Raw genomic sequence first — 24372 nt, 5'->3', positions numbered from 1 at the left:
GTGCCGGCCGGGCGCGGACGGCCGCCCGGCGCCGCGGTGGCGCCGGGGATCGCGGGGGCGGCGTGCGGAGCAGGCGGCAGGCCGGCCGGACGCGGCGGCGTGCCGGGCGGAGGCGGGGAGCCGCCGACGGCGGTCTCGGGCGCGGACGAGGGCGTCGTTCCTCCCGGGGGCGGCGTCCCGGGCGGGCCGGAGGATTCCGGGGTCCCGGACGCGGACGGTCTGCGGCGCATCGGCTCACTCCGTCCCGGTGCGGGCACGGGCCGCCGCCGCTGCGGGGGCCCGGCCGCGGACGAGCGGGCCCGGCTGCGCTGTTCCACATATCAACGGTATGCGGACAACCTTGCTCAAAGCAGTGAAGAACACGCGTACATCCTCAGCTGATCCGTACCGAGCCGCCCGAGTGGCCCGGCCGGCCGGGATCCCCGTCGTCGGGTCCGGTCCCCGGCAAGGACGCTTCCGGGGCCCCGATCGGTGGCAGCGAGCGCAGCCGCTTCCCGTCCTCGGCGGAGGCGACCAGCTCGGGGGGCGGACAGCGCACGGGCTGTCTGCTCGACCTGCGCGGGCACCGCAAGGTCGTCCTCGACCAGCCGCAGGTCCCGCATCCGGCGCGCAGGCTGCTCCTGGGCGCGCTCCGCCGGCGCGACCGCGTCCAGCGCGGCGGCCTGCTCGGCCTCCAGGCGCGCGATCCGCCCGGATGCCTGGCCGCGCGCCCAGAGCACGCCGAGCGCGGCCCCCAGCGCGAGGCCGATGAGCAGCAGCAACACCGCGGTGACGTCCATACGTTCATCCTTGCGGCTCAGCGCCGCCCGCACCGGCTCGGCACGCCGCTCTTGCCCGGATGCGGTGCATCCGCCCGCCGTGCCCCTTGCGCGCCGGGCCTCGGCACCCCGCAGAGGCCTTCGCGCCGCTCGATAGAATGCTGTCGGCGTGCCGTGTCCGGCCGTCCCTCTCACCCCACCGAACCCAGGGAAGCCACGTTGTCGCTCACCATCGGAATCGTCGGTCTGCCCAACGTCGGCAAGTCCACCCTGTTCAACGCGCTGACCAAGAACAACGTGCTCGCCGCGAACTACCCCTTCGCCACCATCGAGCCCAACGTCGGCGTGGTGGGCGTCCCGGACGCGCGCCTGGCCAAGCTCGCCGAGATCTTCGGCTCGCAGAAGGTCCTCCCGGCCACCGTCGACTTCGTGGACATCGCGGGCATCGTGCGCGGCGCCTCCGAGGGCGAGGGCCTGGGCAACAAGTTCCTCGCGAACATCCGCGAGTCGGACGCGATCTGCCAGGTCATCCGGGTCTTCACCGACCCGGACGTGGTCCACGTCGACGGCAAGGTCTCGCCGAAGGACGACATGGAGACCATCAACACCGAGCTGATCCTCGCCGACCTGCAGACCATCGAGAAGGTCCTGCCCCGGCTCCAGAAGGAGTCGCGCCTCAAGAAGGAGTCGGCCGCCGCGGCCAAGGCCGTCGAGGAGGCCCAGAAGGTCCTCGAGGCCGGCCAGACCATCTTCGCCGCCGGCCTGGACTCCGAGCCGCTCCGCGAGCTCCACCTCCTCACCGCGAAGCCGTTCCTCTACGTCTTCAACGTCGACGAGGACGAGCTCACCAACGAGGACCTCAAGGCCGACCTCCGCACCCTCGTCGCCCCCGCCGAGGCGATCTTCCTGGACGCCAAGATCGAGTCCGAGCTGATCGAACTCCCCGACGACGAGGCCCTCGAACTCCTCCAGGGCCTCGGCCAGGAAGAGTCCGGCCTGTCCATCCTCGCCCGCGTCGGCTTCGACACCCTCGGCCTGCAGACGTACCTCACCGCAGGCCCCAAGGAAGCGCGCGCCTGGACCATCAAGAAGGGCGCCACCGCCCCCGAGGCGGCCGGCGTCATCCACACCGACTTCCAGCGCGGCTTCATCAAGGCCGAGGTCATCGCCTTCGCCGACCTCGTCGAGACCGGCTCCCGCACCGAGGCCCGCGCCAAGGGCAAGGCCCGCATGGAGGGCAAGGACTACGTCATGCAGGACGGCGACGTGGTCGAGTTCCGCTTCAACGTCTGACGCGTCCCGCGGTCCGGCGCAGGCCGGGGGCCGCGGGCGGAGACGCAGTCCGGCAGGGGCTGCCCCGAGTACGGGGCGGCCCCTGCCGCATTCGTGCGGCCGGACGCCGAGGGCCTGACGGCGCGCTCTGCTATTGCGGGTTCAGCGCTGCGGGGTTGAGCTTGACGAGCTTGCGCAGCTCGTCCGCCCAGCCCAGCGCCGTGGACTTGATCTTGGAGACCACGTCGTCCAACCAGCCCGATGCCTTGGGGGCATGCGGCGCGGGAGGCGGGTCGAGGGCTGTGCGGATCGGCTTGCACGTCTGGTACGTCTCGCCTGCGGCGCCGAGCCGGTCCGCGACCTCCTGCATGGCGTCCGGGTGCTCGGCCGCGCCGAGGCGCTCCCACAATGCGGTCGCGGAGGCGGAGCACTGCCCGATGTTCGCATGCAGGTTGACGTAGGCGATCATGCGATCGCTCAGCGGGACCTTCGCGAGGATCCGCGCGCTGATCCAGGTCGCGAACCGGGTCTGCCACTGGGTCAGGCGGTCCGCGACGGAGACGGTGGCCGGGCCGGCGTCGAGGTGCCTGATGGCCGCCGAACCGCCGACCGGGACCAGGACCTGGGTGTTGCTCCAGTTCACGAGGGCTCCGGCGGCGATTTCGGTGGCCCAGGCGGTCGGGTCGAGGGGCTTCGCCGGATCGGCGGCGAGGCTCACGGTGTTCGGCGCGGAGACGCTGACCCGGAGCACGGATTTCGAGGTGTTCACGACCACCGAGCAGCCTGCGAACGCATTGCCGAAAAGGTCGATGACCGCTTCGTACCCGGGTGGTTCCCGGCGTTCCACATGGGGCAGCGGACACACTTCGCCGATGGTCGCGGTGGGCGCAGCGGCGGCGGGTGGTGCCGAGAATCCCGCGAGACCCGCGGTCAGAGCTGCCGCGGTGGCACCCGCGAGCCAGGCTCGGGACGGGATGGCCATGGGCTCTGCTACCTCGTTCGTCCCCGAGGCGGATGCTTCCAATGTACGCCCGCACCGGGTCCCGGGCACGGCGCGGCGGGCCCGGGCGCGCGGCCATCGGTCAGGCGGTGGCGAAGAGTTCGAGTTGGATGTCGTCGGGGTCGCGGAAGCAGAGGACGGCGCCGAAGGCGGTGTCGGCTATGGGGGAGTGCTTGACGCCGAGGGCGGCGAGGCGGTCGGTCCAGGCCTCGAGTTCGGCGCGGTCGGCGACGGCGAAGCCGAGGTGGTCGAGACCCGTGCGCTCCGGGGTGAAGAGGCTGCCGTCGTTGCCCTTGTGCTGCTGGAGGCCGAGGGCGAAGCCGGTGGGGTGGAGCAGGAGTTGCTGGGTGTAGGCCGCGTCTTCGAGGACGGCGAGTTCGACGAAGTCGAGCACGTCCATGTACCAGCGCTTGCTGGCTTCGAGGTCGGTGACGGACAGGGAGACGTGCGAGAACCCGGTGTGCTGCGGCATGGAGACCCCTTGGAGACGTGCGGGCGTGCGGCCGGAATGGATACTCCGGCCCGGAGTATCCAGGCGGCAACATACTCCGGGGCGGAGTATGTTGCCAGGGTGCCGAACGAATCCTCCGCGCCCGAGGGCGCCGCGCCCGGTCCTGCCGCTGCGTCGAGCGCCGGGCGCACGCTGACCACGACGTCGTACGCGATCCTGGCGCTGCTCGCGGTGCGGCCCTGGACGCCGTACGAGCTCGCCCAGCAGATGGACCGCAGCATGCGCTGGCTCACGCCCCGGTCGGCGAGCGTGGTCTACGAGGAGCCCAAGCGCCTGGTCGCGGACGGACTCGCTGAGGCGGCCAAGGAGTTCACCGGCAAACGCGGCCGGACCGTGTACGGCATCACCGAGGCCGGCCGGGAGGTGCTGCGCGCCTGGCTGGCGGGAGAGGCGGGGCCGGCCGACGCGCGCGAGAGCGATCTGCTGCGCATCGCCGTCGCGGATCTGGGCGAGTTGGACGACCTGCGCCGCACGCTCGCCCGCATGCGCGCCGACGCCGACGAGCGCCTCGCGCAGACCCGGGCGCGCGCCGCCGAATACCAGGACACGGGCGGGCCGTTCCCCGCGCGGCTGCCGGTGATCTCACTGGTGACGCGGATGTTCCTGGAGCAGTCCGAGGCGATGGCGCGCTGGGCGGCGTGGGCCGAGGAGGCGGTCGCGGAGTGGGACGGCGTGACCCGGGAGACCGGGGCGCGGGTGCCGGACGACGCGTTCGGCGAGGCCGGGTCCGAGGCCCGCGAGTAGCGCCAATGCCCCTGGCCGTCGGGCGAGTTGGCGGCCGGGCTACGATCTGGGGCCATGACTACGGGGGACAAGCCGGCCGGGTGGTACCCGGATCCGCGGGGGTACACCGGCGAGCTGCGGTGGTGGGACGGTGCGGCGTGGACCGACGACGTCCGCCGCCAGGACGCGGAAGTGCCGGGCGGGGCAAGGGATTCGAGTGCCGCCGCGGCGGACGCGCCGACGCAGGCCGCGCGCGGCTACCAGGCGGCGATATCCGCATCGGTCTGGCCGGTCGGCGCCGAGCCGCCGCGCCCGGCGCCGGTGCAGTTCGAAATGGTCGAGCCGAACCGTACGAAGCAGCGCATCGGGCTGGCGCTCGCGGGCGTGGCCATTGCGGCCGTGTCGACCACCGGCGGCTACTTCTGGGGTGCCGCGGGAGACGACGGCGGTGCGGAGAAGGCCGGCTCGGCCGCGGCAGTGTCGGTGCCGCCGAGCACCCCGGCCCCGGCGTCGGGACCGGGGACACCCGCCGCCTCGGCGCCGGCGACCGACGCGCAGTCCCGTCCCCCGGCCGCCCAGGCTCCGCTGCCGGCCGGTCTGGTCGCCCGCTGGAAGCTGGACGAGACCTCCGGCACCGGCGCCGCCGACAGCGCCGGGAAGGCACCCGCGACGCTCACCGGGACGACCGCCTGGTCCACCGAGCGCGGCGGCAGCGCGGTGTTCGACGGACGCGGCGCGATCGCGACCGCCGGGCCGGTCCTGGACACCACGGCGAGCTTCACGGTGTCCGCCTGGGCGAAGATCACCGACACGGCGAAGTCGTACACCGTCGCGGCCCAGGACGGCACCCAGGTCAGCGGCTTCTACCTGCACTACAACAAGGACGCGGGCACCTGGGCGTTCGTCCGGACCTCCGACGACACCTCGAATCCGCCGCGCTGGTTCACCGCGATGGCGAAGCAGCCGCCCAGGCTCGGTGCCTGGACGCACTTGGCAGCCGTCTTCGACGCCGCCTCCGGGACCATGACGCTGTACGTCGACGGCGTCGCGCAGAACTCCCTGGTGGACAACAGCCCCTGGAAGGCCGGCGGCCCGTTCACGATCGGCCGGGCGACCAGCGACGTCGACCGCTTCGCGGGCGGGATCGACGACGTGCAGGCGTACTCCCGGGTGCTGACCGCGGCCGAGGTGGCCGGGCTGGCCGCGGCACGCTGAGCACGGGCCGAAAGCGATGCGGCCCGGGCGGCAGGGCGAGCTGCTGCACGGGCCGCGGTCCGGTCAGGCCGAGAGCGGCCCGTACCCGACGTAGTAGCCGTTGGCCGGCAGCACCGGCACCCACAGGGTGACCTCGCCCTCGCGGGCGAAGCGGAACGTCACGCGGCGCGAGTCGCCCGCCCGGACCAGGTCGGCGGCGTTGGCGACCAGGGCCGTGGTGTTGCCCGGTCCGCCGATCTGCAGGGTCTGGGTGGGCAGGACGCGCAGCTCGGGGTGGTTCGGCGCCGGGGTGATCACCGCCGGCACCGGCAGCTCGTTGACCGAGATGCGCTCCAGCTGGTCGGGCGCACCGCCGCCGTTGTAGATCGAGCCGGTCACCGTGAGGGGCCCGGCCGCGCCGAGCGGCCCGGTGAGCAGCACCACGTTCTGGATCTTGAGGGCGCCCAGGGTGGTGGCCGGAGTGTCCGGCTTGATCTTGAGCGTCTCGGCGGAGTTGCCGGCCGCGCAGCCGCTCAGCGCCGCGACGGGCAGGGCGGCGATCAGTGCGGCGGCGAGGGCGTGGCGGAAGCGGCGGGGGTGCGGCACGGCGGCGACTCTCCATCACACGTGAGCGAAGCGGCGGGTACGGCGGTACGGCAGAGCGGGACTGCGGCGAATCCGGACGCCGGTGCGACGGCTCCCGCCGCACCGGCCTTTTGTGGCTATTGCCGCGATTATCCGAATTCTCGGAAAAGTATGTCCCGCCTGCTCCGCCGCGGCGCGCCGACGCGCCGCAGCCCCTGGCTCAGGTCGCCCCGTGCGCCCGCGCGATGGCGTCGATCCGGGCCGCCAGGGCCGTGTCCAGGTCGGTCACGCCGCCCGCGTCGTGCGTGGTCAGGCCCAGGTGCAGGGTGCGCCACCGGATGTCGATGTCCGGGTGGTGGTTCATCTCCTCGGCCGCGACCGCCACCTCGTCGACGATGCGGATCGCGGTGGGGAAGTCCGGAGCCTGCACGGTCCGGCGCAGCAGTTCGGCGTCGCCCGTCCAGCCGTCGAGGCCGGCGAGGGCGGTGGTGAGGGCGTTGTCGTCCAGGAGTTCGGGCATGGCCCCGACGCTGGTCCTCCGCGGCCCGCGAGTCAAGGCCACGCGCCGCCGCGCCCGCACGCATGTGCGCCCTGTCCCCGATCGTGCGCCGCGGCACGTCCGGATGGACGCGCGGCCCCGCCCGGGAGCCGTAAAGTGGACCGCCATGGATCGGACCCCCGCGGCCCCCGACCCCGAGGACGCCCCCGTGATCGTCGTCGGGGCCGCCATTCTGCACGCCGGACGGGTGCTGGCCGCGCGCCGCAGCGCCCCCGCGCACCTGGCCGGCGGCTGGGAGTTCCCGGGCGGCAAGCTGGAGCCCGGCGAGACCGAGGCCGCCGCGCTGGTGCGGGAGTGCCAGGAGGAACTGGGCGTCACGGTCCGCGCGGTCGCCCGGCTGCCCGGCGTTTGGCCGCTGAACCAAGGGTACGTGCTGCATCTGTGGCGCGCCGAACTGCTGGCCGGCGAGCCGCAGCCGCTCGAGGACCACTCCGAACTGCGCTGGCTCGCCCCGCACGAGCTGGACGACGTGGCGTGGCTGCCGCAGGACCGCGACGCGGTCGCGGTGGTGGCCAGGCTGATGGCGACCACACCTTCGGGCTAATAGCACATTAAGCGGCAAAGGCTTGAAAAAGCCGTGAATAGGGGAAACGGCTCCTAATAGCAGCGACGTGGAGGATCCGCGGTCCATGGAGCAGGGTCAGAGCGCCGGGCGGTCTCCGGGAGGCACCACCCCCAATTCCGTGGCGCCCGGAACCCTGTACGACCTGGTGCCGAGCGCCACCTGGGTGCTGGACTCCGACGGCCTCATCACGATGTGGAGCCGGTCCGCCGAGCAGCTGTTCGGGTACACCCGCGACGAGGTCCTGGGCCGCTGGGCCGGCGACCTCATGGACCCGCCGCTCAGCCCCGAGGACAAGGACGCGATCGAACGCGAGATCGCGGACGCCGAGCTGGTCGGCGGCATCTACCGGATGCGCCGTGCGGACGGCTCGGTCGGCGCGTTCGAGTCCCGCTCGGCCTTCGTCACGGACGCGAACGGCAACCGCTCGATCCTCATCACCTCGGTCGAGGCCGAGGCCTTGCACCGCGTCGAGGCCGACCTGGCGATGCGCCAGGCGCTGTTCGACCAGTCGCCGATCGGGGTGGGCATCTTCGACACCGACCTCAAGTACGTCGCGGTCAACGACGCGCTCGCCGCGATGGACGGCGTCCCGGGCGGGCAGCACATCGGCCGCACCATCGACGAGATCATGCCGGGCATCGATACCGCCCGGGTGCGCACCATCCAGCAGCGCGTGCTGGACACCGGCGAGCCGGTCGTCGACTCGCGCATCTTCGGCCCGATCCCGGTGGACGGCGGTCCGCGCACCGTCTGGTCCATGTCGTACAACCGCCTGCAGGCCCAGGGCGGCAAGACGCTCGGCATCAGCTGCTCGCTCATCGACGTGACCGAGCGGCACTACGCCATGGTCAAGGTGGACGCCGCGCGCAAGCGCCTCGCGCTGCTCAACGAGGCCGGCACCCGCATCGGCGCGACCCTGGACATCCCGCGCATCGCCGAGGAGCTGGCCGCCTCGGTGGTCCCCGGCTTCGCCGACCTGGCCGCCGTCGACCTGCTCGAGGCGGTGATGGTCGGCGACGAGATCCCGCCCGGCGCGCACGGCGACACCACGGTGATGTACCGCGTCGCCTCGCGCGGCGCCCGCCCCGGCCGGTACACCGACGAACTCCTCGAACAGGGCTCGCGGCTCGTCTACTCGGCCGACTCGACCTTCGGGCGCTGCCTGCGCAGCGGCGGCTCGTACCTGGTGCAGAACATCCAGGAGGACATGTACGACGAGCTCATCCGGGACACCGGCCGCGCCGAGTCGGCGCGCGTGCTCGGCCTGCACACCCTCATGGTCGTCCCGCTCAGCGCCCGCGGCATCGTGCTCGGCACCCTGCTGCTCGGCCGCGGCGAGGGGCGCCCCGCGTTCGACCCGGACGACCTCACCCTCGCCACCGAACTCGGCGCCCGCGCCGCGGTGTCCGTGGACAACGCCCGGCTGTACCACCGGCAGCGCGAGACCGCGGTCATGCTGCAGCGCAGCCTGCTCCCGCAGGACCTCCCGGACATCCCCGGCATCGAGGTCGCGCACCGCTACCTGCCGGGCAGCCTGGTCACCGAGGTGGGCGGCGACTGGTTCGACGTCCTGCCGCTGTCCGGCGGCCGCATCGGCCTGGTGGTCGGCGACGTCATGGGGCACGGCGTGCACGCGGCGGCGGTGATGGGCCAGCTGCGTACCGCGGTCCGCACCCTCGCCGGGCTCGACCTGCCGCCCTCCGAGGTCATGGGCCACCTGGACGACATCGTCGCCAGCCTCGGCGAACTGCACTACGCCACCTGCGTGTACGTGGTGTACGACCCGGTCGCGCGCACCTGCGAGTTCGCCAGCGCCGGGCACCTCCCGCCGGTGCTGGTCCCGCCCGGCGGCATGCCGGTCCCGGTGGACCCGCCCTCGGGTGCGGTGCTGGGCGTGGGCGGCGTGCCGTTCGAGCAGAAGGAGCTCGCGGTCGAGCCGGGCAGCCTGCTGGTGCTCTACACCGACGGCCTGGTGGAGACCCGGGAGCGGGACATCGACACCGGCATCAACCTGCTGTGCGACGCGATCGCCGAGCACCGCGGGCCGCTGGAGGAGGCGTCCGACGCGGTCATCGCGTCCCTGCACAAGGAACTGGGCTTCGACGACGTCGCACTGCTGATGGCCCGGCTGGATGCGCTGCCGGAGGACGCGGTGGCCTCGTGGTGGCTGCCCGCCGAACCGCCGGTGGTCGCCCGGGCCCGCGAGCTCACCCGCAAGACGCTGCACGACTGGGATCTCGAAGTCCTGGTGGACATCGCCGAGTTGCTGGTCAGCGAGCTGGTCACCAACGCGCTGCGGTACGGCGCCGGGCCGATCCGGCTGCGCCTGCTGCGCGGCCGCAACCTGCTGTGCGAGGTCGCGGACGCGGTGCCGAGCCTGCCCCGGCTGCGCGAGGCCCGCGACACCGACGAGGGCGGCCGCGGCATGCAGCTGGTGACCACGCTGGCCGAGCGGTGGGGGAGCCGGAGGGCCGGCCACGGGAAGATCGTGTGGTTCGAACTCCAGCTCCCCACCGGGGAAGAACGCGCTTTCTGAACGGGTGCACCGGGCCGGGGCCGTGAACCGCGCCCCGGACCGAGCCCCCGTTATTGCGTCTTGCCGCGCCGCAGGATCTTGTCGCCCAGCCAGACCAGCGGATCGTACTTCCGGTCCGCGACGCGCTCCTTCATCGGGATCAGCGCGTTGTCGGTGATCTTGATGTGCTCCGGGCAGACATCAGTGCAGCACTTGGTGATGTTGCAGTAGCCCAGCCCGTGCTCCTCCTGGGCGGCCTTCTGCCGGTCGGCCACGTCGAGCGGGTGCATGTCCAGCTCGGCGATCCGCATCAGGTAGCGCGGCCCGGAGAAGGCCGGCTTGTTGTCCTCGAAGTCGCGGATGACGTGGCAGGTGTTCTGGCACAGGAAGCACTCGATGCACTTGCGGAACTCCTGCGACCGCTCCACATCGACCTGCTCCATGCGGTACTCGCCCGCCTTGAGCCCCTCCGGCGGCGTGAAGGACGGGACCTGCCGGGCCTTCGTGTAGTTGAACGACACGTCGGTGACCAGGTCGCGGACCACCGGGAACGTGCGCATCGGGGTGACCGTGATGGTCTCCTCCGCGGAGAACGTGCTCATCCGCGTCATGCACAGCAGTCGCGGCCGCCCGTTGATCTCCGCACTGCACGAACCGCACTTGCCCGCTTTGCAGTTCCAGCGCACCGCGAGGTCCGGCGCCTGGGTGGCCTGCAGCCGGTGGATGATGTCGAGGACGACCTCGCCCTCGTTGACCTCGACCGTGTAGTCGCGCAGCTCGCCGCTGTCCACATCGCCGCGCCACACGCGGAAGTTCGCCTTGTACGACATCAGTTCGTCTCCTCGTCCGGCGCCGACGGGGCGGCCGAGGGCAGCTCGGCGTCGGTCAGGTACTTCTTCAGCTCGTCGAGCTCGAACAGCGCCAGCAGGTCGCCGCGCATCGGCTCGGGGGTCCGGCGCACCAGGTCCACGTGCCCGCCGTCGTCGGCGAGCGTGCAGGCCAGCACCACCTTGCGCCAGTCCGCGGACATGCCCGGGTGGTCCTCGCGGGTGTGCCCGCCGCGGCTCTCGGTGCGCTCCAGCGCGGCCTTGGCGATGCACTCGGAGACCAGCAGCATGTTGCGCAGGTCGATCGCCAGGTGCCAGCCCGGGTTGTACTGCCGGTGGCCCTCGACGCCCGCCTTCTCGGCGCGCGCCTTCAGCTCCTCCAGGCGGCCCAGCGCCTCGGCCATCTCGCCTTCCCGCCGGATGATGCCGACGAGGTCGTTCATGGTCTGCTGGAGCTCCTGGTGCACCGAGTACGGGTTCTCCGCACCCTCGTTGTTGAACGGCCCGACCGCCTCGGCGGCCGCCGCGTCGATCTGGTCCTGCGGCACGTCGCGCCGCTCGTCGCCCAACTCGGCGACGTACTCGGCCGCGTACAGCCCCGCGCGGCGGCCGAAGACCAGAAGGTCGGACAGCGAGTTGCCGCCCAGCCGGTTGCTGCCGTGCATGCCGCCCGCGACCTCGCCGGCCGCGTACAGGCCCAGCACGCCGGGGGTCGCCGCGGTGTCCGGGTCGACCTCGATGCCGCCCATCACGTAGTGGCAGGTCGGACCGACCTCCATCGGCTCGGCCGTGATGTCGACGTCCGCCAGTTCCTTGAACTGGTGGTGCATGGACGGGAGTTTGCGGCGGATCACGTCGGCGGGCAGCCGCGACGACACGTCCAGGTACACGCCCCCGTGCGGAGTCCCGCGCCCGGCCTTGACCTCGGAGTTGATCGCGCGGGCCACCTCGTCGCGCGGCAGGAGCTCGGGCGGACGCCGGTTGTTGTCCGGGTCGGTGTACCAGCGGTCGCCTTCCTCCTCCGTCTTCGCGTACTTCTCCTTGAAGACGTCCGGGATGTAGTCGAACATGAACCGCTTGCCCTCGGAGTTGGTCAGCACTCCGCCGTCGCCGCGCACCGACTCGGTGACCAGGATGCCCTTGACGCTGGGCGGCCAGACCATGCCGGTCGGGTGGAACTGCACGAACTCCATGTTGATCAGCGAGGCGCCCGCCATCAGCGCCAGCGCCTGACCGTCGCCGGTGTACTCCCACGAGTTCGAGGTCACCTTGAACGACTTGCCGATGCCGCCGGTGGCCAGCACGATCGCGGGCGCCTCGAAGACCACGAAGCGGCCCGACTCGCGCCAGTAGCCGAACGCCCCGGTGATCCGGTTGCCGGCTTCGGAGCCGGAGTCCGGCACGGTCAGCAGGCGCGTGACGGTGGCCTCCTGGAAGACCTTGAGCCGGGCCTCCGGGTCGCCGAACTCGGCCTCGTCCTCCTGCTGCAGGGCCACGATCTTCTGCTGCAGCGTGCGGATCAGCTCAAGGCCGGTGCGGTCGCCGACGTGCGCCAGCCGCGGGTACTCGTGCCCGCCGAAGTTGCGCTGGCTGATCCGGCCGTCCTTGGTGCGGTCGAAGAGCGCTCCCCAGGTCTCCAACTCCCAGACCCGGTCCGGCGCTTCCTGGGCGTGCAGCTCGGCCATCCGCCAGTGGTTGAGGAACTTGCCGCCGCGCATGGTGTCGCGGAAGTGCACCTGCCAGTTGTCGTTGCTGTTCACGTTGCCCATGGAGGCCGCGATGCCGCCCTCGGCCATCACCGTGTGCGCCTTGCCGAACAGCGACTTGCACACCACTGCGGTACGCATGCCCTGCATGCGCGCCTCGATCGCCGCGCGGAGTCCCGCGCCGCCCGCCCCGATGACGACGACGTCGTAGCTGTGCCGTTCTACTTCGGACATGAAGCTCCGTGCCTTTCCTGGGACTTGCCCTTGTGTCTAGAAGAAGCGCGGGTCGTCGAACGCGCCGGACGCGACGAGGTACACGTACAGGTCCGCGAGCGCGACGCTGAAGAGCGAGGCCCAGGCCAGCTGCATGTGCTTGGTGTTGAGGCGGCTCACGAACTGCCAGTACTTGTAGCGGACCGGGTGCTTCGAGAAGTGCTTCAGCCGGCCGCCGATGATGTGCCGGCACGAGTGGCAGGACAGCGTGTACGCCCAGATGAGCAGCACGTTCGCGAGCAGCACCAGGGTGCCCAGGCCCATGTGGCCCCACGCGCCGTGCTCGTCGCGGAACGCGATCAGCACGTCCCAGCTGAGGATGAGCGCGACGATGACCGCGAAGTAGAAGAAGTACCGGTGGAAGTTCTGCATGATCAGCGGGAACTTGGTCTCACCGCTGTACTTGCTGCGCGGCTCGGGCACCGCGCACGCCGAGGGCGACGCCCAGAAACCCCGGTAGTAGGCCTTGCGGTAGTAGTAGCAGGTCAGCCGGAAGCCGAGCGGGAAGATCAGGATGATCAGCGCCGGGGAAAGCGACCACCAGTCGCCGAACAGCGGCGCGTTGGCGCTGAGCGGCATGCTGTCGCAGTTCTCCGCCAGGCACGGCGAGTAGAACGGCGAGACGTACGGCTCCGCGAAGTAGTCGTCGTTGGCGAACGCGCGCCAGGTGGAGTAGACGATGAACGCGACGAGGATGGTCACGGTGACGGCCGGAGACAGCCACCAGCGGTCCGTACGGAGATGCCGTTCCTCGATCTGCGCCCTGCCGGGCGCGGCTGTGCCGGTGGCCATTCGTGAGTGCCCTTCTCGGCTGCGCGGTACCTGGGTGGCACCTGGCGGAAGTACGCGTCGCTACGGACGCTGCGGGCGCATGCCGCCCACACCCTCGTCGTCCGCATCGGCGAACAGCGCAGGGTCGTACGGGAGTTCGGAGAGCGGTTCGAGCTCCGCGCGAGGGCGCGGGGGACCGGCGAGCCCGGTCTGCGGGGCGTGTTCGCACAGCAGCGCGAGCGAATCGCGCAGTCGTTCGACATCGCCGCACACGCGGCGGATGTCCAGCGTGTTGCCCAACCGCCCGCGTACCGACCGCAAGACGCGGTCGAGTTCGTCCAACTTGCGCCGGGCGCGGGTCAGGTCGTGGTCCACGGTCGTCGTCATGTCGCGCGCTCACCCCCTGGTCGCCGGCCCCGCGCCGTCGGGGGACCGGTTGGTCGGTGTTGCGGACGTGCCTGCCGACCGCGCGCACCGGGCCCCTGAAGACAGGTCGAGCCCCGGCCGCACGCGGTGCGAACCCCGGAAGTGTGGCGCGATCCATGAATGATTGGAAAGTGCTATCGCGATCTTTTTCGCAGCCGCCCGGTGATTTCCCCCGCAGGGACTACCCTGCCCCCGGCACCGCCGCCCGGAAAAGCGATCAAGGTATTCGCGATCTTGAATTCAAGATCGCGAATACCTTGATCGCCAATTCCGTGATCATGCCCCGGACATCGGGTCCGGCCGTCAGGCAGGCATGTCCAGCACCGGGTCGGTGGTCGAATGAAGGCCGGTTCTCGCCGGTGCCAGCAGCTGTGCCACCGTGTCGATCCGGTGGAGGCCCGGGGCCAAGGAGCGGGCGCGATCGAGTGCCTGCCGGGCCTGGTCCGGCCGTCCGCCGAGAAGGTCGAACACGGCTGCGGTGCATTCGATATGGGCCGCGACAATGGGCCGTAGGGTCCTCTTGCGCGCGTTCTTGATCGCCTTCATGGCGCGCTTGTGGTCACCGGTGGACATCCGGCTCAGCGCGGTGCCGTCCGAGTAGATGGCGACGATCGGATGCGCCACCGCGGCAACTGCCAGATCCGCCAGTTCGTACGCGTCGGAGAACTCGGCGTCGATCGCCTGGCCGGCCTCGCGGGCGTACGCGACGGCGCGCACCGCCTGTTGGGCGAACAGCGAGGCGAACCAAAGACCTTCGGCGTGGCGCAGGCGGGCCGACCGGGCGAGGTGGAGCGCCGCTTTGTAGTCGCCTGCGGCCAACTCGATTTCGATGGCCAGTACTTCGTCACTGGGGAGGCGGTCGTCCGGGATGGGCAGGGCAGCCCGCGCCGCGTCCGGACCCTCCTGCATCAGCAGGCGCTCGGCTGTGCGGGCCGCCCGGCTGTTGGTGATGTGCGCCAGGGCGTGGTTCTTCGCGAAGGGCAGGCAGAAGAAGACCCACGACGACACGGCCGAGGCGCCCCGGAAGGGCAGGAAGGCGTAGCCGACGATGGCCGCGATGAGGAAGCCCTTCGCGGTCGAGAAGCCCCAAGTTCCGGGCAGGGCCGGCACCAGCGCGGCTGCGACGCCCACCAGCACGACCAACTGGAGGGCGTAGGCGGCCCATATTCGCAGCCGGGAGGCACCTTCGGCCTGCGGCGCGGGCAGGACCGAGCGGAGCCACGGGGCGTGCGAGCGCCGTACGACGAGCAGGTCGCCGCGGTACTGCACCGAGCGGATTCCGCCCATGCCCTGCACCAGGGAGTGCGTCGGGACGCCGAACCATGGCCCCGCGAATCGCCACCACAGCGGCTGGACGACCGACATGGCCAGCACGGTCCCGAGGAACAGTCCGCCGAAGAGCTCCAAGAGCCCCGGGTCCTCCCCGGCCCACGAATCGAGGAGGTCGAGCATGGTGAAGAGCACCGCGTATGCGACGACGATCCGCCACAGCCAGGCGAAAATGTTGCGCCGAAGCCGGCGGGAGAGGGCCTTTTCGGCCGGGGGAGTGGCGGTCACGGCGGACGATCCTGCCAGCGGGTCCCGACAGGCATGCATCCGGTGTCCTGGAGGGCCACCAAAGGCGTCCGCGGGCAGCCGTGGCTGCCCGCAGCGCCGAGCTTTCACCGCCGGCAGCCGGACTCGGAGCTGCTCGACAGCGCCCGCTTGCCCACGCATCCAGGGCCGGGGAGCCCGCAGCCGACGGCTCCTGGCCCTGGCCCGTTTGTCGGCGGAAGCCGGCGGCGTCGGTCAGCCGTCGTTGCGGAGGGTGGCCGCCGGGCTGGCTTCGATGCGGGTCTTGGTGGCCTGGATGCGCGGGCGGCCCGGGAGGATGCGTTCTGCGTCGAACAGGGCCTGGCGGGCGGCGTCGATGTCGCCCGCGGCGCACAGGGCCAGGGCCAGGGTGCAAAGAGCGTCGGCGTGGCCGGCCGGGGTGCCCTTCTTCTCCTCGCGGACCAGCCGCTGGGCCTCGCGGACCGCCTTGCCCGCGTTGCCGTGCAGCACCAGCAGCAGGGGGTGCTGCTCTTCCGGCTGGTCGAACTTCAGCATCATGCCGGACGGGTGCAGGTAGTAGTCGGCATCGGCGGCGAGCGCCTGTTCCGCGGCCGGGAGGTTGCCCGCCATCGGGACTGCGCCCATGACCAGCGCCTGCACGGTCACCTCGCCGAAGAGGTTGCGGGCGGTCTCCCACTCGGGGTGCCCGACGTGCAGCCGGCTCATGAAGGTGCGGGCCAGGTCGACCGCGGCAGCGTCCTGCGCCTGGGCCTCGGCGGCCAGCACGCGGCAGTAGGTGCGGTACGGCTCGCTCTCCGCGCTCTCCGGCACCAGGTCGGCGATCTGCACCACGGTGGCCACGTCGCCCGCCGCGTACGCCTCGGTCAGGCGCTCGTGCATCATGCGCGCACGGGCGGCCGCCTCGCTTTCCTGCGGCGCCGCAGGAGCCGCAGGGGCGTACGAGCCGTCCGCGGCGGCGTCAGGGCCGTCCTGCGGGTCCCCGAAGGGGTTGCCGGGGCGCGGCCCGCCCGCGGCGCCCGGGCCGCCGGGCGGCGGGTTCGCCGGGTCCGCGCCGAAGGCTCCGTGGGGTCCCCACGGCTGCGGGTCGCCGCTGCGCCGGGCCGACCACCGCCGCCGCATCCGTTCGCTGAAGGAATCGCTCACACCTGCGATTGTGCCTTGTGTGCGGTGCCGCACACCGGGCCGCACCCGTACCGGCCGGGCGCAGGGCCGTTCGGGCAGGGCGCGCGGGCCGCTGTTCCCGGGCCCGTCACCATGCGGCCAGGGCTCCGAAACGGACACGTTTTGCCACGCCCCGTACCATGGAGAGTGCCGCGGCGGACCGGCCCGGCTTGCATCCCGGCATATCCGGCGGAACCGGACCCTTATATGTGCCGGCTGGATGCGACGTCCCGAGCCCAACGGAAGCGCATACCCGCATGCCCACGCGCAGTGACATCCGCAACGTCGCCATCGTCGCCCACGTCGACCACGGCAAGACCACTCTCGTCGACGCCATGCTCAAGCAGGCCGGTGCGTTCAGCGCGCACCAGCAGGTCGACGACCGGGTCATGGACTCCAACGACCTGGAGCGCGAGAAGGGCATCACCATCCTCGCGAAGAACACCGCCGTCAAGTACCACCCCAAGGACGGCGGGGACCCGATCACCATCAACATCATCGACACCCCGGGCCACGCCGACTTCGGCGGCGAGGTCGAGCGCGGCCTGTCCATGGTGGACGGCGTGGTGCTGCTGGTCGACGCTTCCGAGGGCCCGCTGCCGCAGACCCGCTTCGTGCTGCGCAAGGCGCTGGCCGCGAAGATGCCGGTCATCCTGTGCATCAACAAGGTGGACCGCCCCGACTCGCGCATCTCCGAGGTCGTGGACGAGACCTACGAGCTGTTCATGGACCTGGACGCCACCGAGGAGCAGATCGAGTTCCCGATCGTCTACGCGTGCGCGCGGGACGGCATGGCGTCGCTGAACCGCCCGGAGAACGGCGTCACGCCGGACAACGACAACCTGCAGCCGTTCTTCCAGACCATCCTGGACACCATCCCGGCGCCGGTCTACGAAGAGGGCCACCCGCTCCAGGCGCACGTCACCAACCTGGACGCGTCGAACTTCCTCGGCCGTATCGCGCTGTGCCGCGTGCACAACGGCACGATCCGCAAGGGCCAGACCACCACGTGGTGCCGGCACGACGGCACCATGGAGAAGGTCCGCATCACCGAGCTGCTGATGACGGACGCGCTCGAGCGCAAGCCCGCCGAAGAGGCCGGCCCCGGCGACATCATCGCGATCGCCGGTATCCCGGAGATCATGATCGGCGACACCATCGCGGACGCCGAGGACCCGCGCCCGCTGCCGCTGATCACCGTCGACGAGCCGGCCATCTCGATGACCATCGGCACCAACACCTCGCCGCTGGTGGGCAAGGGCGGCAAGGGCCACAAGGTCACCGCGCGCCTGGTGAAGGACCGCCTGGACAAGGAGCTCGTCGGCAACGTGTCGATGCGCGTGCTCCCGACCGAGCGCCCGGACGCCTGGGAGGTGCAGGGCCGCGGCGAGCTGGCGCTGGCCATCCTGGTCGAGCAGATGCGCCGCGAGGGCTTCGAACTCACCGTCGGCAAGCCGCAGGTGGTCACCAAGGAGATCAACGGCAAGGTGCACGAGCCGTTCGAGCGCCTGACCATCGACTCGCCCGAGGAGTACCTCGGCGCGATCACCCAGCTCCTCGCCACCCGCAAGGGCCGCATGGAGACCATGACGAACCACGGAACCGGCTGGATCCGCATGGAGTTCGTCGTCCCGGCCCGCGGACTCATCGGTTTCCGTACGGAGTTCCTCACCGAGACGCGCGGCACCGGCATCGCGCACAGCATCCACGAGGGCTACGAGCCGTGGGTCGGCGAGCTGCGCACCCGCAACAACGGCTCGCTGGTGGCGGACCGTTCGGGTGTCGTGACGGCGTTCGCGATGACCAACCTCCAGGAGCGCGGCACGCTGTTCGTCGAGCCGACCATCGAGGTGTACGAGGGCATGATCGTCGGCGAGAACTCGCGCTCCGACGACATGGACGTCAACATCACCAAGGAGAAGAAGCTCACCAACATGCGGTCGTCCACCGCGGACGAGACCGAGAAGCTGATCCCGCCGCGCAAGCTGTCGCTGGAGCAGGCCCTCGAGTTCTGCCGCGAGGACGAGTGCGTCGAGGTCACCCCGGAGACCGTGCGCATCCGCAAGGTGGTGCTGAACCAGCAGGAGCGCGCCCGCGCCACGTCCCGCGCCAAGCGTTCCTGACGCTCCCGCGGCACCGCCGCACCCCGCGCATCGCGCACACACCGCGCACCGCGCGCTGAGCTCACGCCGCCGCCCCGCGACCGATTTCCGGTCGCGGGGCGGCGGCGTTTTCGCTGCCCCGCTCCGGCGCAGCAATTCGATCAATAGCGGCACAGCCCGACACGCTTGATCGAATACTTCCGTCGATCGTTTTCAAAGGACCGAATCACCCCCAAGCGATGGCTCATAGTGCGGACCGTGGGACATCGCCTTCTTTTCGGACATAGGACGCGAACGCCGCGCCGGACCCGCCTGAATGATCTTCATGGGCGGCGCTGATCGGGCGCACTGTTCGTTCAGCGGTACAGAAGTCTGTTTGGTTGGCGGAGGTTTTGTCGCATTTCAAGCCTGGATGGTCGTTATGGAACGGCCGCCTTAACCGAAAAGAAACAGCACGGGTCTAGATGTAGATCACCAGCCGTCGGATAGTTGCGCTTGCACCCGGGGGCCGATTCTCCGCGCGTCACTTCGGACCCCGGCGGCATTGTCATGATCATTTCTGGTCGGTCCCGGCTTGCATCGGGGGTTCCGTGCGATGTCGCAATTCCAGGTGGTACCCGACGGGGGAGGACTCCCCACGGCGGGGGGCGAAGTCGAGCCCGAGGCGTTTGAGAAAGCGCCGGCCGAGAAGGCCATCGTCGGGCGTTCGCCGCGCCAGCTGGCGTGGATCCGTTTCCGTCGCGACAAGGCCGGCGTCGTGTCCGGCTGCGTGGTCCTGTTCTTCGTGCTCATCGCGGTCTTCGCACCGCTGATCGCGAAGCTGTACGGCAAGGACCCGTACACGCACTACGGCAACAAGGACCCGAACCTCCTCAACGACTACGGCTTCCCCATGAAGCCGAACGGCGGCATGGACGGGGAGTACTGGTTCGGCGTCGACCCGACCCTGGGCCGCGACGTGTTCACCCAGCTCCTGTACGGCATCCGCACGTCCCTGCTCATCGCGGTGATCGTGGTGCTGCTGGTGACCGCGATCGGGACCGTGCTGGGCATCCTGGCCGGATACCTGGGCGGCAAGACCGACTTCATCGTCAGCCGCGCCATCGACGTGCTGCTGGCCATCCCGTCGCAGCTGTTCTTCATCGCGTTCACGCCGGTCGCGATCGCGCTCATGGTGGACGACTCGGCGCGCACCGAGACGCCGGTGGTGGTCCAGTTCATGGGCGTCATCGTGGTGCTGACCATCTTCGGCTGGTGCCGCATCGCCCGCGTCCTGCGCGGCCAGGTCCTGTCGCTGCGCGAGCGCGAGTTCGTCGAGGCCGCCAAGGTCAGCGGGGCCAGCTCGCGCCGCATCGTCTTCCGCGAGCTGCTGCCGAACCTGTGGGCGCCGATCCTCATCGTGGCCACCGTCGACGTGCCGACCTACGTCGTGACCGAATCCGCGCTGTCCTTCCTCGGCGTCGGCGTGCAGGAACCCACCCCCGACTGGGGGCGGATGATCCGCAAGGGCTTCGACCAACTGTCGACGAACCCCAGCTACATCATGTTCCCCGCCATCGCGATGCTCCTGTTCGTCCTGGCCTTCAATCTGCTCGGCGATGCCGTGCGCGATGCCCTGGACCCCAAGTCCGACCGCTGACCGGTCGCGCACCACCGCTCCCCACCGAGCGTCCGCACCACCGCTCCACCTGCTCCATCGCACGTCTGGACAAGCAATCGGCCAGAACGCACCACCCAAATGAGGAATCAGGCAAACCCTGACTAGGGGGTCAGATGAATCCGTCCACCAGGAGACGACGCAGCGCGGCCGCGCTGCTCGTGGTCGCCGCACTCGGCATCACGACGGCGTGTAGCGAGGGGGGCGACAAGGGCCCCAGCAACCCCACGAACACGGCGAACAAGCCGCCGGTGAAGACCGAGAACGTCATCATCGGCACCGCGGCCGACTCGAAGGGCCCGGCCGCCGCCGTCCCCGGCGCCAAGCCCGGCGGCACCGTCAACGTCCTGCACCGCCGCGACTTCGCGCACCTGGACCCGGCACGTGCGTACGTGTCCGACCAGAGCACGATGGGCGAGCTGTTCGGCCGGCGCCTGACCTTCTTCAAGAAGGTCGGCGACAAGACCTACCTGGTCGGCGACCTGGCCACCGACACCGGTACCAGCACCGACGGCGGCAAGACCTGGAAGTACACGCTCAAGGACAACGTCAAGTACCAGGACGGCACGCCGATCAAGGCGGCCGACATCAAGTACGCGGTCGAGCGGTCGTTCTACCAGAAGTACAACCAGGGTCCGAAGTGGATCCAGGAGTGGATCTCCGGCGACGCGAACTACTTCAACGTCTACGAGGGTCCGTACGGCGGCAAGGAGCTCGGCCCGGACAAGATCGAGGTCGTCGACGACAAGACGATCATCTTCAAGCTGGCCAAGCCGCACCCGGACTTCCCGTTCGCGGCCTCCATGGGCACCACCGTCCCGGTCCCGAAGGACAAGGACACCAAGGAGGACTACGACAAGAACCCGTGGTCGTCCGGTCCGTACAAGATCACCGAGCACACCCAGGACCAGACCCTCACGCTGGCCAAGAACGAGCACTGGGACCCGGCGACGGACCCGATCCGCCACCAGTACGTGGACCAGTTCAAGTTCCAGCTGAACGTGACCGCGCCGCAGCAGTTCCAGCGCCTCACCGCGGCCGCGGGCGACGACCAGGTGTCGTTCTCGATGACGCAGCGCGTCGACGCGCCGACCGCGAACGCCCTGGCGCAGAACCAGGAGCTCAACGCGCGTGCGACCGACGGCGTCGGCCCGTACGCGAACTACTTCACCATCAACAACACGCGTATCACGGACAAGCAGGTGCGCCTCGCGCTGCTGACCGCGTTCCCGCGTGAGCAGGCCCGCAAGGCCGAAGGCGGCCCGGCCGCCGGTGAGTTCTCGTCGTCGCTGGCATCCCCGTCGGTGCTCGGGTGGAAGGCCAACCCGAACATCTTCGCCGGCATCCCGAACACCGGTGACCCCGCGAAGGCCAAGCAGATTCTCGAGGCCGCGGGCAAGTCCGGCCAGACGATCGTGTACTGCTTCGCCACCACGGACATCGACCAGGTCCGCGCCCTCGCCATCAAGGAAGGCCTCGAGGCAGGCGGGTTCAAGGTCGAGAACAAGGGTGTCTCCGACAAGGAGTACTACGACGTCATCGGCAAGATCAACGGCCCGTGCGACCTGTACTGGAACGGCTGGGGCACCGACTGGCCGACTGCCGCGACGCTGTACACCCCGGTCTTCGACGGTCGCAAGATCATCGACGACGGTGAGAACTACTCGCACTACAACAACCCCGCGGTGAGCGCGGAGATCGACCGCATCCTGGCGATCACCGACTCGACGCAGCAGGGCGAGGAGTTCGCGAAGCTGGACGCGAAGATCATGGAGGACGTCCCCGTGATCCCGTACATCTACCAGCGTCACCGCATCATGTTCGGTCCGAAGATCGGCGGCGTCACCCTGAACGTCCACGGTGGCATCGACCTGCACGACATCTACGTCAAGTAATTCCGGACGCAGGATGCAGCAGGTGAAGTAGCAGCACCGTAGGGACAGTTCGACAGCGGGGCGGCCCGGCGCACATCCGGCCGGGCCGTCCCGCCCGCCCCGTCAGTTTCCACGAGGAGGACGTCAGGCCTCATGCTCCGCTTCTTCGTACGCCGATTCGCAGGCATGATCGGCATCCTCCTCGTGATCAGCCTGATCACGTTCTACCTGTTCTTCGCCGCATCCGGCCCGGACGACGTCGTCCAGATGTCATGCGGCCGGTTCTGCACCGAGGAAGCCAAGGCCGGCGTCCGCCACGATCTCGGCCTGGACAAGCCCTTCTTCGAGCAGTACTGGGTCTACATGACCGGCATCGTGATGGGCCGCGACATCGGCGACCGCTCCTGCAGCGCGCCGTGCCTGGGCTACTCGTTCAGCAGCCGCGAGCCGGTCACCGAGCGCATCCAGAACGGCTTCCCGACCACGCTGTCGCTGGCCATCGGCGCCATCGTCCTGATGATCCTGATCGGCGTCGGCCTCGGCGTCATCGCCGCCATGAAGCGCGGTACGCGGACCGACAAGGTGCTCACCACCGTCGCGGTGGTGGCCGGCGCGTTCCAGATCTTCATCCTCGGGCCCTTGCTGCTCTTGATCTTCGTGTACGAGACCGAGCTCATGGATCTGCCCAAGTACTACGCCTTCACCGACAATCCGGGGAAATGGGCGACGGGCCTGATCCTGCCGTGGATCTGCCTGATGGTGATCCACATGGCGATGTACACACGTCTCACCAGATCCGCGATGGTCGACGCCCTCAACGACGACTACGTCCGGACGCTGCGCGCCAAGGGCCTGTCCAAGCGCGACATCTACATCAAGCACGCGTTCCGCGGCGCGCTGAGCCCGGTCGCCACGATCCTCGGTATCGACATCGGCATCCTCATGGCCGGCACCGTCATCACCGAATTCACCTTCAGCCTCAACGGGATCGGAAGACTCGCGGTGCTGGCCGTCGAGGACTCCGACCTGCCGATGATGATGGGCGTGGTCCTGGTGGCCGCCGCCATCACCATCATCGCGAACCTCCTGGTCGACGTCGCCTATGCCGTGATCGACCCGCGGGTACGGCTGTACTGAGGTCCCCCGCACCGACAACGCAACGCTGACACGTCATTCCGGCGAGGAGCACACGATGAAGTCCAGCGACCCGCTCGCCAAGGCGGACTCGACCGCCGCCGACGCCGCTCCGGCGGGCGACAAGCCCCGGTCCAGTTTCCTTTCGGTGCGCGATCTGCACGTCCGCTTCACGACGTTGGACGGCATCGTCAAGGCGGTCGACGGCCTGTCCTTCGACCTGGAACGCGGCAGCACCCTGGGCATCGTGGGCGAGTCCGGATCGGGAAAGTCCGTGTCCTCGCTGGCGATCCTGGGTCTGCACAACCCGAAGAAGACCGTGATCGGCGGGGAAATCCACTTCGACGGCGTCGAGTTGACCAAGGCGTCCGAGAACGAGATGAACAAGCTGCGCGGCCGCCGCATCGCGATGATCTTCCAGGACGCACTCGCCGCGCTCTCGCCGTTCTACTCGGTCGGCGAGCAGATCGCCGAGACGTACCGCCGGCACATGGGCGCCTCCCGCAAGGAGGCCCGGCAGCGCGCGATCGACATGCTCGGCCGGGTCGGCATCCCGAACCCGGAGCGCCGCGTCGACGATTACCCGCACCACTTCTCCGGCGGCATGCGGCAGCGCGCGATGATCGCGATCGCGCTGGCCTGCAACCCGGACCTGCTGATCGCCGACGAGCCGACCACCGCGCTCGACGTCACCGTGCAGTCCCAGATCCTCGACCTGCTCGGCGACCTGCAGAGCGAGTTCGGCACCGCGATCATCTTCATCACGCACGACCTCGGCGTCATCGCGCAGACCGCGGACGACGTCCTGGTCATGTACGCCGGGCGCTGCGTCGAGAAGGGCACCGTGCGCGAGGTGCTGCGCGATGCCCGGCACCCGTACTCCTGGGGCCTGCTGTCCTCGGTGCCGGACCTCGGCGGCGACGTCGACATCCCGCTCCGCCCGGTGCGCGGCACGCCGCCGAGCCTGCTCAGCCCGCCGCCCGGCTGCCCCTTCCACCCGCGCTGCGACTACGTGGCCCGGGTGGGCGACGACGCCTGCAAGACCTCGCGGCCGACGCTGACGCTGGCCGACGGGCGCGGCAGCGCCTGCCACCTCACCGCCGACGAGAAGGCGGAGATCTTCGCCACCGAGGTGCGGCCGCTGCTGCGCTGAGCCCGCTGCCGGGCCGCCCCTCCCTCCGCGCGGGGCGGCCCGGCCGGCGCAC

21 protein-coding genes and 1 pseudogene are annotated in these 24372 nt (G+C 70.3%); 10 read left to right on the top strand and 12 right to left on the bottom strand.

Translation table 11 applies throughout. The features are described from left to right. A pseudogene (locus tag LZ495_RS38005) lies at positions 1 to 230 on the bottom strand (hypothetical protein); the annotation flags it as partial. Between the two features lie 114 nt (positions 231 to 344). After that, on the bottom strand, positions 345 to 779 hold the full coding sequence (locus tag LZ495_RS38000) for a hypothetical protein (protein ID WP_235057747.1): 435 nt from the start codon (positions 777 to 779) through the stop codon (positions 345 to 347). Positions 780 to 977: 198 nt separating this feature from the next. Here LZ495_RS38000 and ychF point away from each other — a divergent pair, with 198 nt between their 5' ends. Further along, entirely contained in the window at positions 978 to 2051 is a 1074-nt protein-coding gene (gene ychF / locus LZ495_RS37995) for a redox-regulated ATPase YchF (RefSeq protein WP_235057746.1), read from the top strand. Positions 2052 to 2181: 130 nt separating this feature from the next. Here ychF and LZ495_RS37990 read toward each other — a convergent pair whose 3' ends face one another. Together LZ495_RS37990 and LZ495_RS37985 are read right to left on the bottom strand one after the other, a co-directional pair. Next, on the bottom strand, positions 2182 to 3012 hold the full coding sequence (locus LZ495_RS37990; protein ID WP_235057745.1) for a hypothetical protein: 831 nt from the start codon (positions 3010 to 3012) through the stop codon (positions 2182 to 2184). 100 nt (positions 3013 to 3112) lie between these two features. Beyond that, positions 3113 to 3502 carry a VOC family protein gene (locus tag LZ495_RS37985; RefSeq protein WP_235057744.1) on the bottom strand — a complete coding sequence of 130 codons (390 nt, stop codon included), beginning with the start codon at positions 3500 to 3502 and terminating at the stop codon, positions 3113 to 3115. A gap of 99 nt (positions 3503 to 3601) precedes the next feature. Between LZ495_RS37985 and LZ495_RS37980 the strand changes: the two genes are divergently transcribed. Both LZ495_RS37980 and LZ495_RS37975 read left to right on the top strand, forming a co-directional pair. Next, positions 3602 to 4285: a PadR family transcriptional regulator gene (locus LZ495_RS37980; RefSeq protein WP_235057743.1), complete on the top strand. Its 684-nt coding sequence runs from the start codon at positions 3602 to 3604 to the stop codon at positions 4283 to 4285. Positions 4286 to 4339: 54 nt separating this feature from the next. Then, entirely contained in the window at positions 4340 to 5479 is a 1140-nt protein-coding gene (locus LZ495_RS37975; protein WP_235057742.1) for a LamG-like jellyroll fold domain-containing protein, read from the top strand. 63 nt (positions 5480 to 5542) lie between these two features. Here the strand turns inward: LZ495_RS37975 and LZ495_RS37970 are convergent, their stop codons facing one another. Together LZ495_RS37970 and LZ495_RS37965 are read right to left on the bottom strand one after the other, a co-directional pair. Beyond that, positions 5543 to 6064, bottom strand: coding sequence for a DUF461 domain-containing protein (locus LZ495_RS37970; protein WP_235057741.1), 522 nt, complete (start codon positions 6062 to 6064; stop codon positions 5543 to 5545). A 199-nt stretch (positions 6065 to 6263) separates the two neighbouring features. Then, positions 6264 to 6563, bottom strand: a complete 300-nt coding sequence (locus LZ495_RS37965) for a 4a-hydroxytetrahydrobiopterin dehydratase (RefSeq protein ID WP_235057740.1) — start codon at positions 6561 to 6563, stop codon at positions 6264 to 6266. A 145-nt stretch (positions 6564 to 6708) separates the two neighbouring features. Between LZ495_RS37965 and LZ495_RS37960 the strand changes: the two genes are divergently transcribed. Together LZ495_RS37960 and LZ495_RS37955 are read left to right on the top strand one after the other, a co-directional pair. Further along, a complete protein-coding gene (locus LZ495_RS37960; protein ID WP_235057739.1) occupies positions 6709 to 7146 on the top strand; it encodes a (deoxy)nucleoside triphosphate pyrophosphohydrolase in 438 nt (145 codons plus the stop codon). Between the two features lie 139 nt (positions 7147 to 7285). Further along, the gene (locus LZ495_RS37955; protein ID WP_235057738.1) at positions 7286 to 9703 is read left to right on the top strand and encodes a SpoIIE family protein phosphatase; all 2418 of its coding nucleotides are present in this window, start codon (positions 7286 to 7288) and stop codon (positions 9701 to 9703) included. 50 nt (positions 9704 to 9753) lie between these two features. On the opposite strand, the gene LZ495_RS37950 is transcribed toward LZ495_RS37955, so the two are convergent. From LZ495_RS37950 to LZ495_RS37925, 6 genes are all read right to left on the bottom strand, one after another. Next, the gene (locus LZ495_RS37950; RefSeq protein WP_372498704.1) at positions 9754 to 10512 is read right to left on the bottom strand and encodes a succinate dehydrogenase/fumarate reductase iron-sulfur subunit; all 759 of its coding nucleotides are present in this window, start codon (positions 10510 to 10512) and stop codon (positions 9754 to 9756) included. Next, positions 10512 to 12449, bottom strand: a complete 1938-nt coding sequence (locus LZ495_RS37945) for a fumarate reductase/succinate dehydrogenase flavoprotein subunit (protein ID WP_235057737.1) — start codon at positions 12447 to 12449, stop codon at positions 10512 to 10514. Before LZ495_RS37945 ends, LZ495_RS37950 begins: the two co-directional genes overlap by 1 nt. A 36-nt stretch (positions 12450 to 12485) precedes the next feature. After that, positions 12486 to 13280, bottom strand: coding sequence for a succinate dehydrogenase subunit SdhC (gene sdhC / locus LZ495_RS37940; protein ID WP_235057736.1), 795 nt, complete (start codon positions 13278 to 13280; stop codon positions 12486 to 12488). Between the two features lie 60 nt (positions 13281 to 13340). Next, the gene (locus LZ495_RS37935) at positions 13341 to 13646 is read right to left on the bottom strand and encodes an Rv0250c family protein (protein ID WP_235057735.1); all 306 of its coding nucleotides are present in this window, start codon (positions 13644 to 13646) and stop codon (positions 13341 to 13343) included. A 342-nt stretch (positions 13647 to 13988) separates the two neighbouring features. Next, on the bottom strand, positions 13989 to 15242 hold the full coding sequence (locus tag LZ495_RS37930) for a hypothetical protein (RefSeq protein ID WP_235057734.1): 1254 nt from the start codon (positions 15240 to 15242) through the stop codon (positions 13989 to 13991). 231 nt (positions 15243 to 15473) lie between these two features. Further along, on the bottom strand, positions 15474 to 16382 hold the full coding sequence (locus LZ495_RS37925) for a hypothetical protein (RefSeq protein ID WP_235057733.1): 909 nt from the start codon (positions 16380 to 16382) through the stop codon (positions 15474 to 15476). Between the two features lie 275 nt (positions 16383 to 16657). Between LZ495_RS37925 and typA the strand changes: the two genes are divergently transcribed. The 5 genes from typA to LZ495_RS37900 all read left to right on the top strand — a co-directional run bounded on the left by typA (position 16658) and on the right by LZ495_RS37900 (position 24320). Next, positions 16658 to 18523 carry a translational GTPase TypA gene (gene typA / locus LZ495_RS37920; RefSeq protein ID WP_235057732.1) on the top strand — a complete coding sequence of 622 codons (1866 nt, stop codon included), beginning with the start codon at positions 16658 to 16660 and terminating at the stop codon, positions 18521 to 18523. Positions 18524 to 19097: 574 nt separating this feature from the next. Further along, positions 19098 to 20141, top strand: a complete 1044-nt coding sequence (locus LZ495_RS37915) for an ABC transporter permease (RefSeq protein WP_235057731.1) — start codon at positions 19098 to 19100, stop codon at positions 20139 to 20141. Between the two features lie 134 nt (positions 20142 to 20275). After that, positions 20276 to 22054 carry an ABC transporter substrate-binding protein gene (locus tag LZ495_RS37910; RefSeq protein ID WP_235057730.1) on the top strand — a complete coding sequence of 593 codons (1779 nt, stop codon included), beginning with the start codon at positions 20276 to 20278 and terminating at the stop codon, positions 22052 to 22054. Between the two features lie 132 nt (positions 22055 to 22186). Further along, the gene (locus tag LZ495_RS37905) at positions 22187 to 23170 is read left to right on the top strand and encodes an ABC transporter permease (RefSeq protein WP_235057729.1); all 984 of its coding nucleotides are present in this window, start codon (positions 22187 to 22189) and stop codon (positions 23168 to 23170) included. A 55-nt stretch (positions 23171 to 23225) separates the two neighbouring features. Continuing rightward, a complete protein-coding gene (locus LZ495_RS37900) occupies positions 23226 to 24320 on the top strand; it encodes an ABC transporter ATP-binding protein (protein WP_235057728.1) in 1095 nt (364 codons plus the stop codon). Positions 24321 to 24372: the final 52 nt, after the last annotated feature.

The sequence above is a fragment of the Yinghuangia soli genome, from assembly GCF_021502675.1.
Lineage (GTDB): Bacteria > Actinomycetota > Actinomycetes > Streptomycetales > Streptomycetaceae > Yinghuangia > Yinghuangia soli.
Note: the sequence above shows the minus strand (reverse complement) of the source record. Positions and strands in the feature narration are given on the sequence as shown.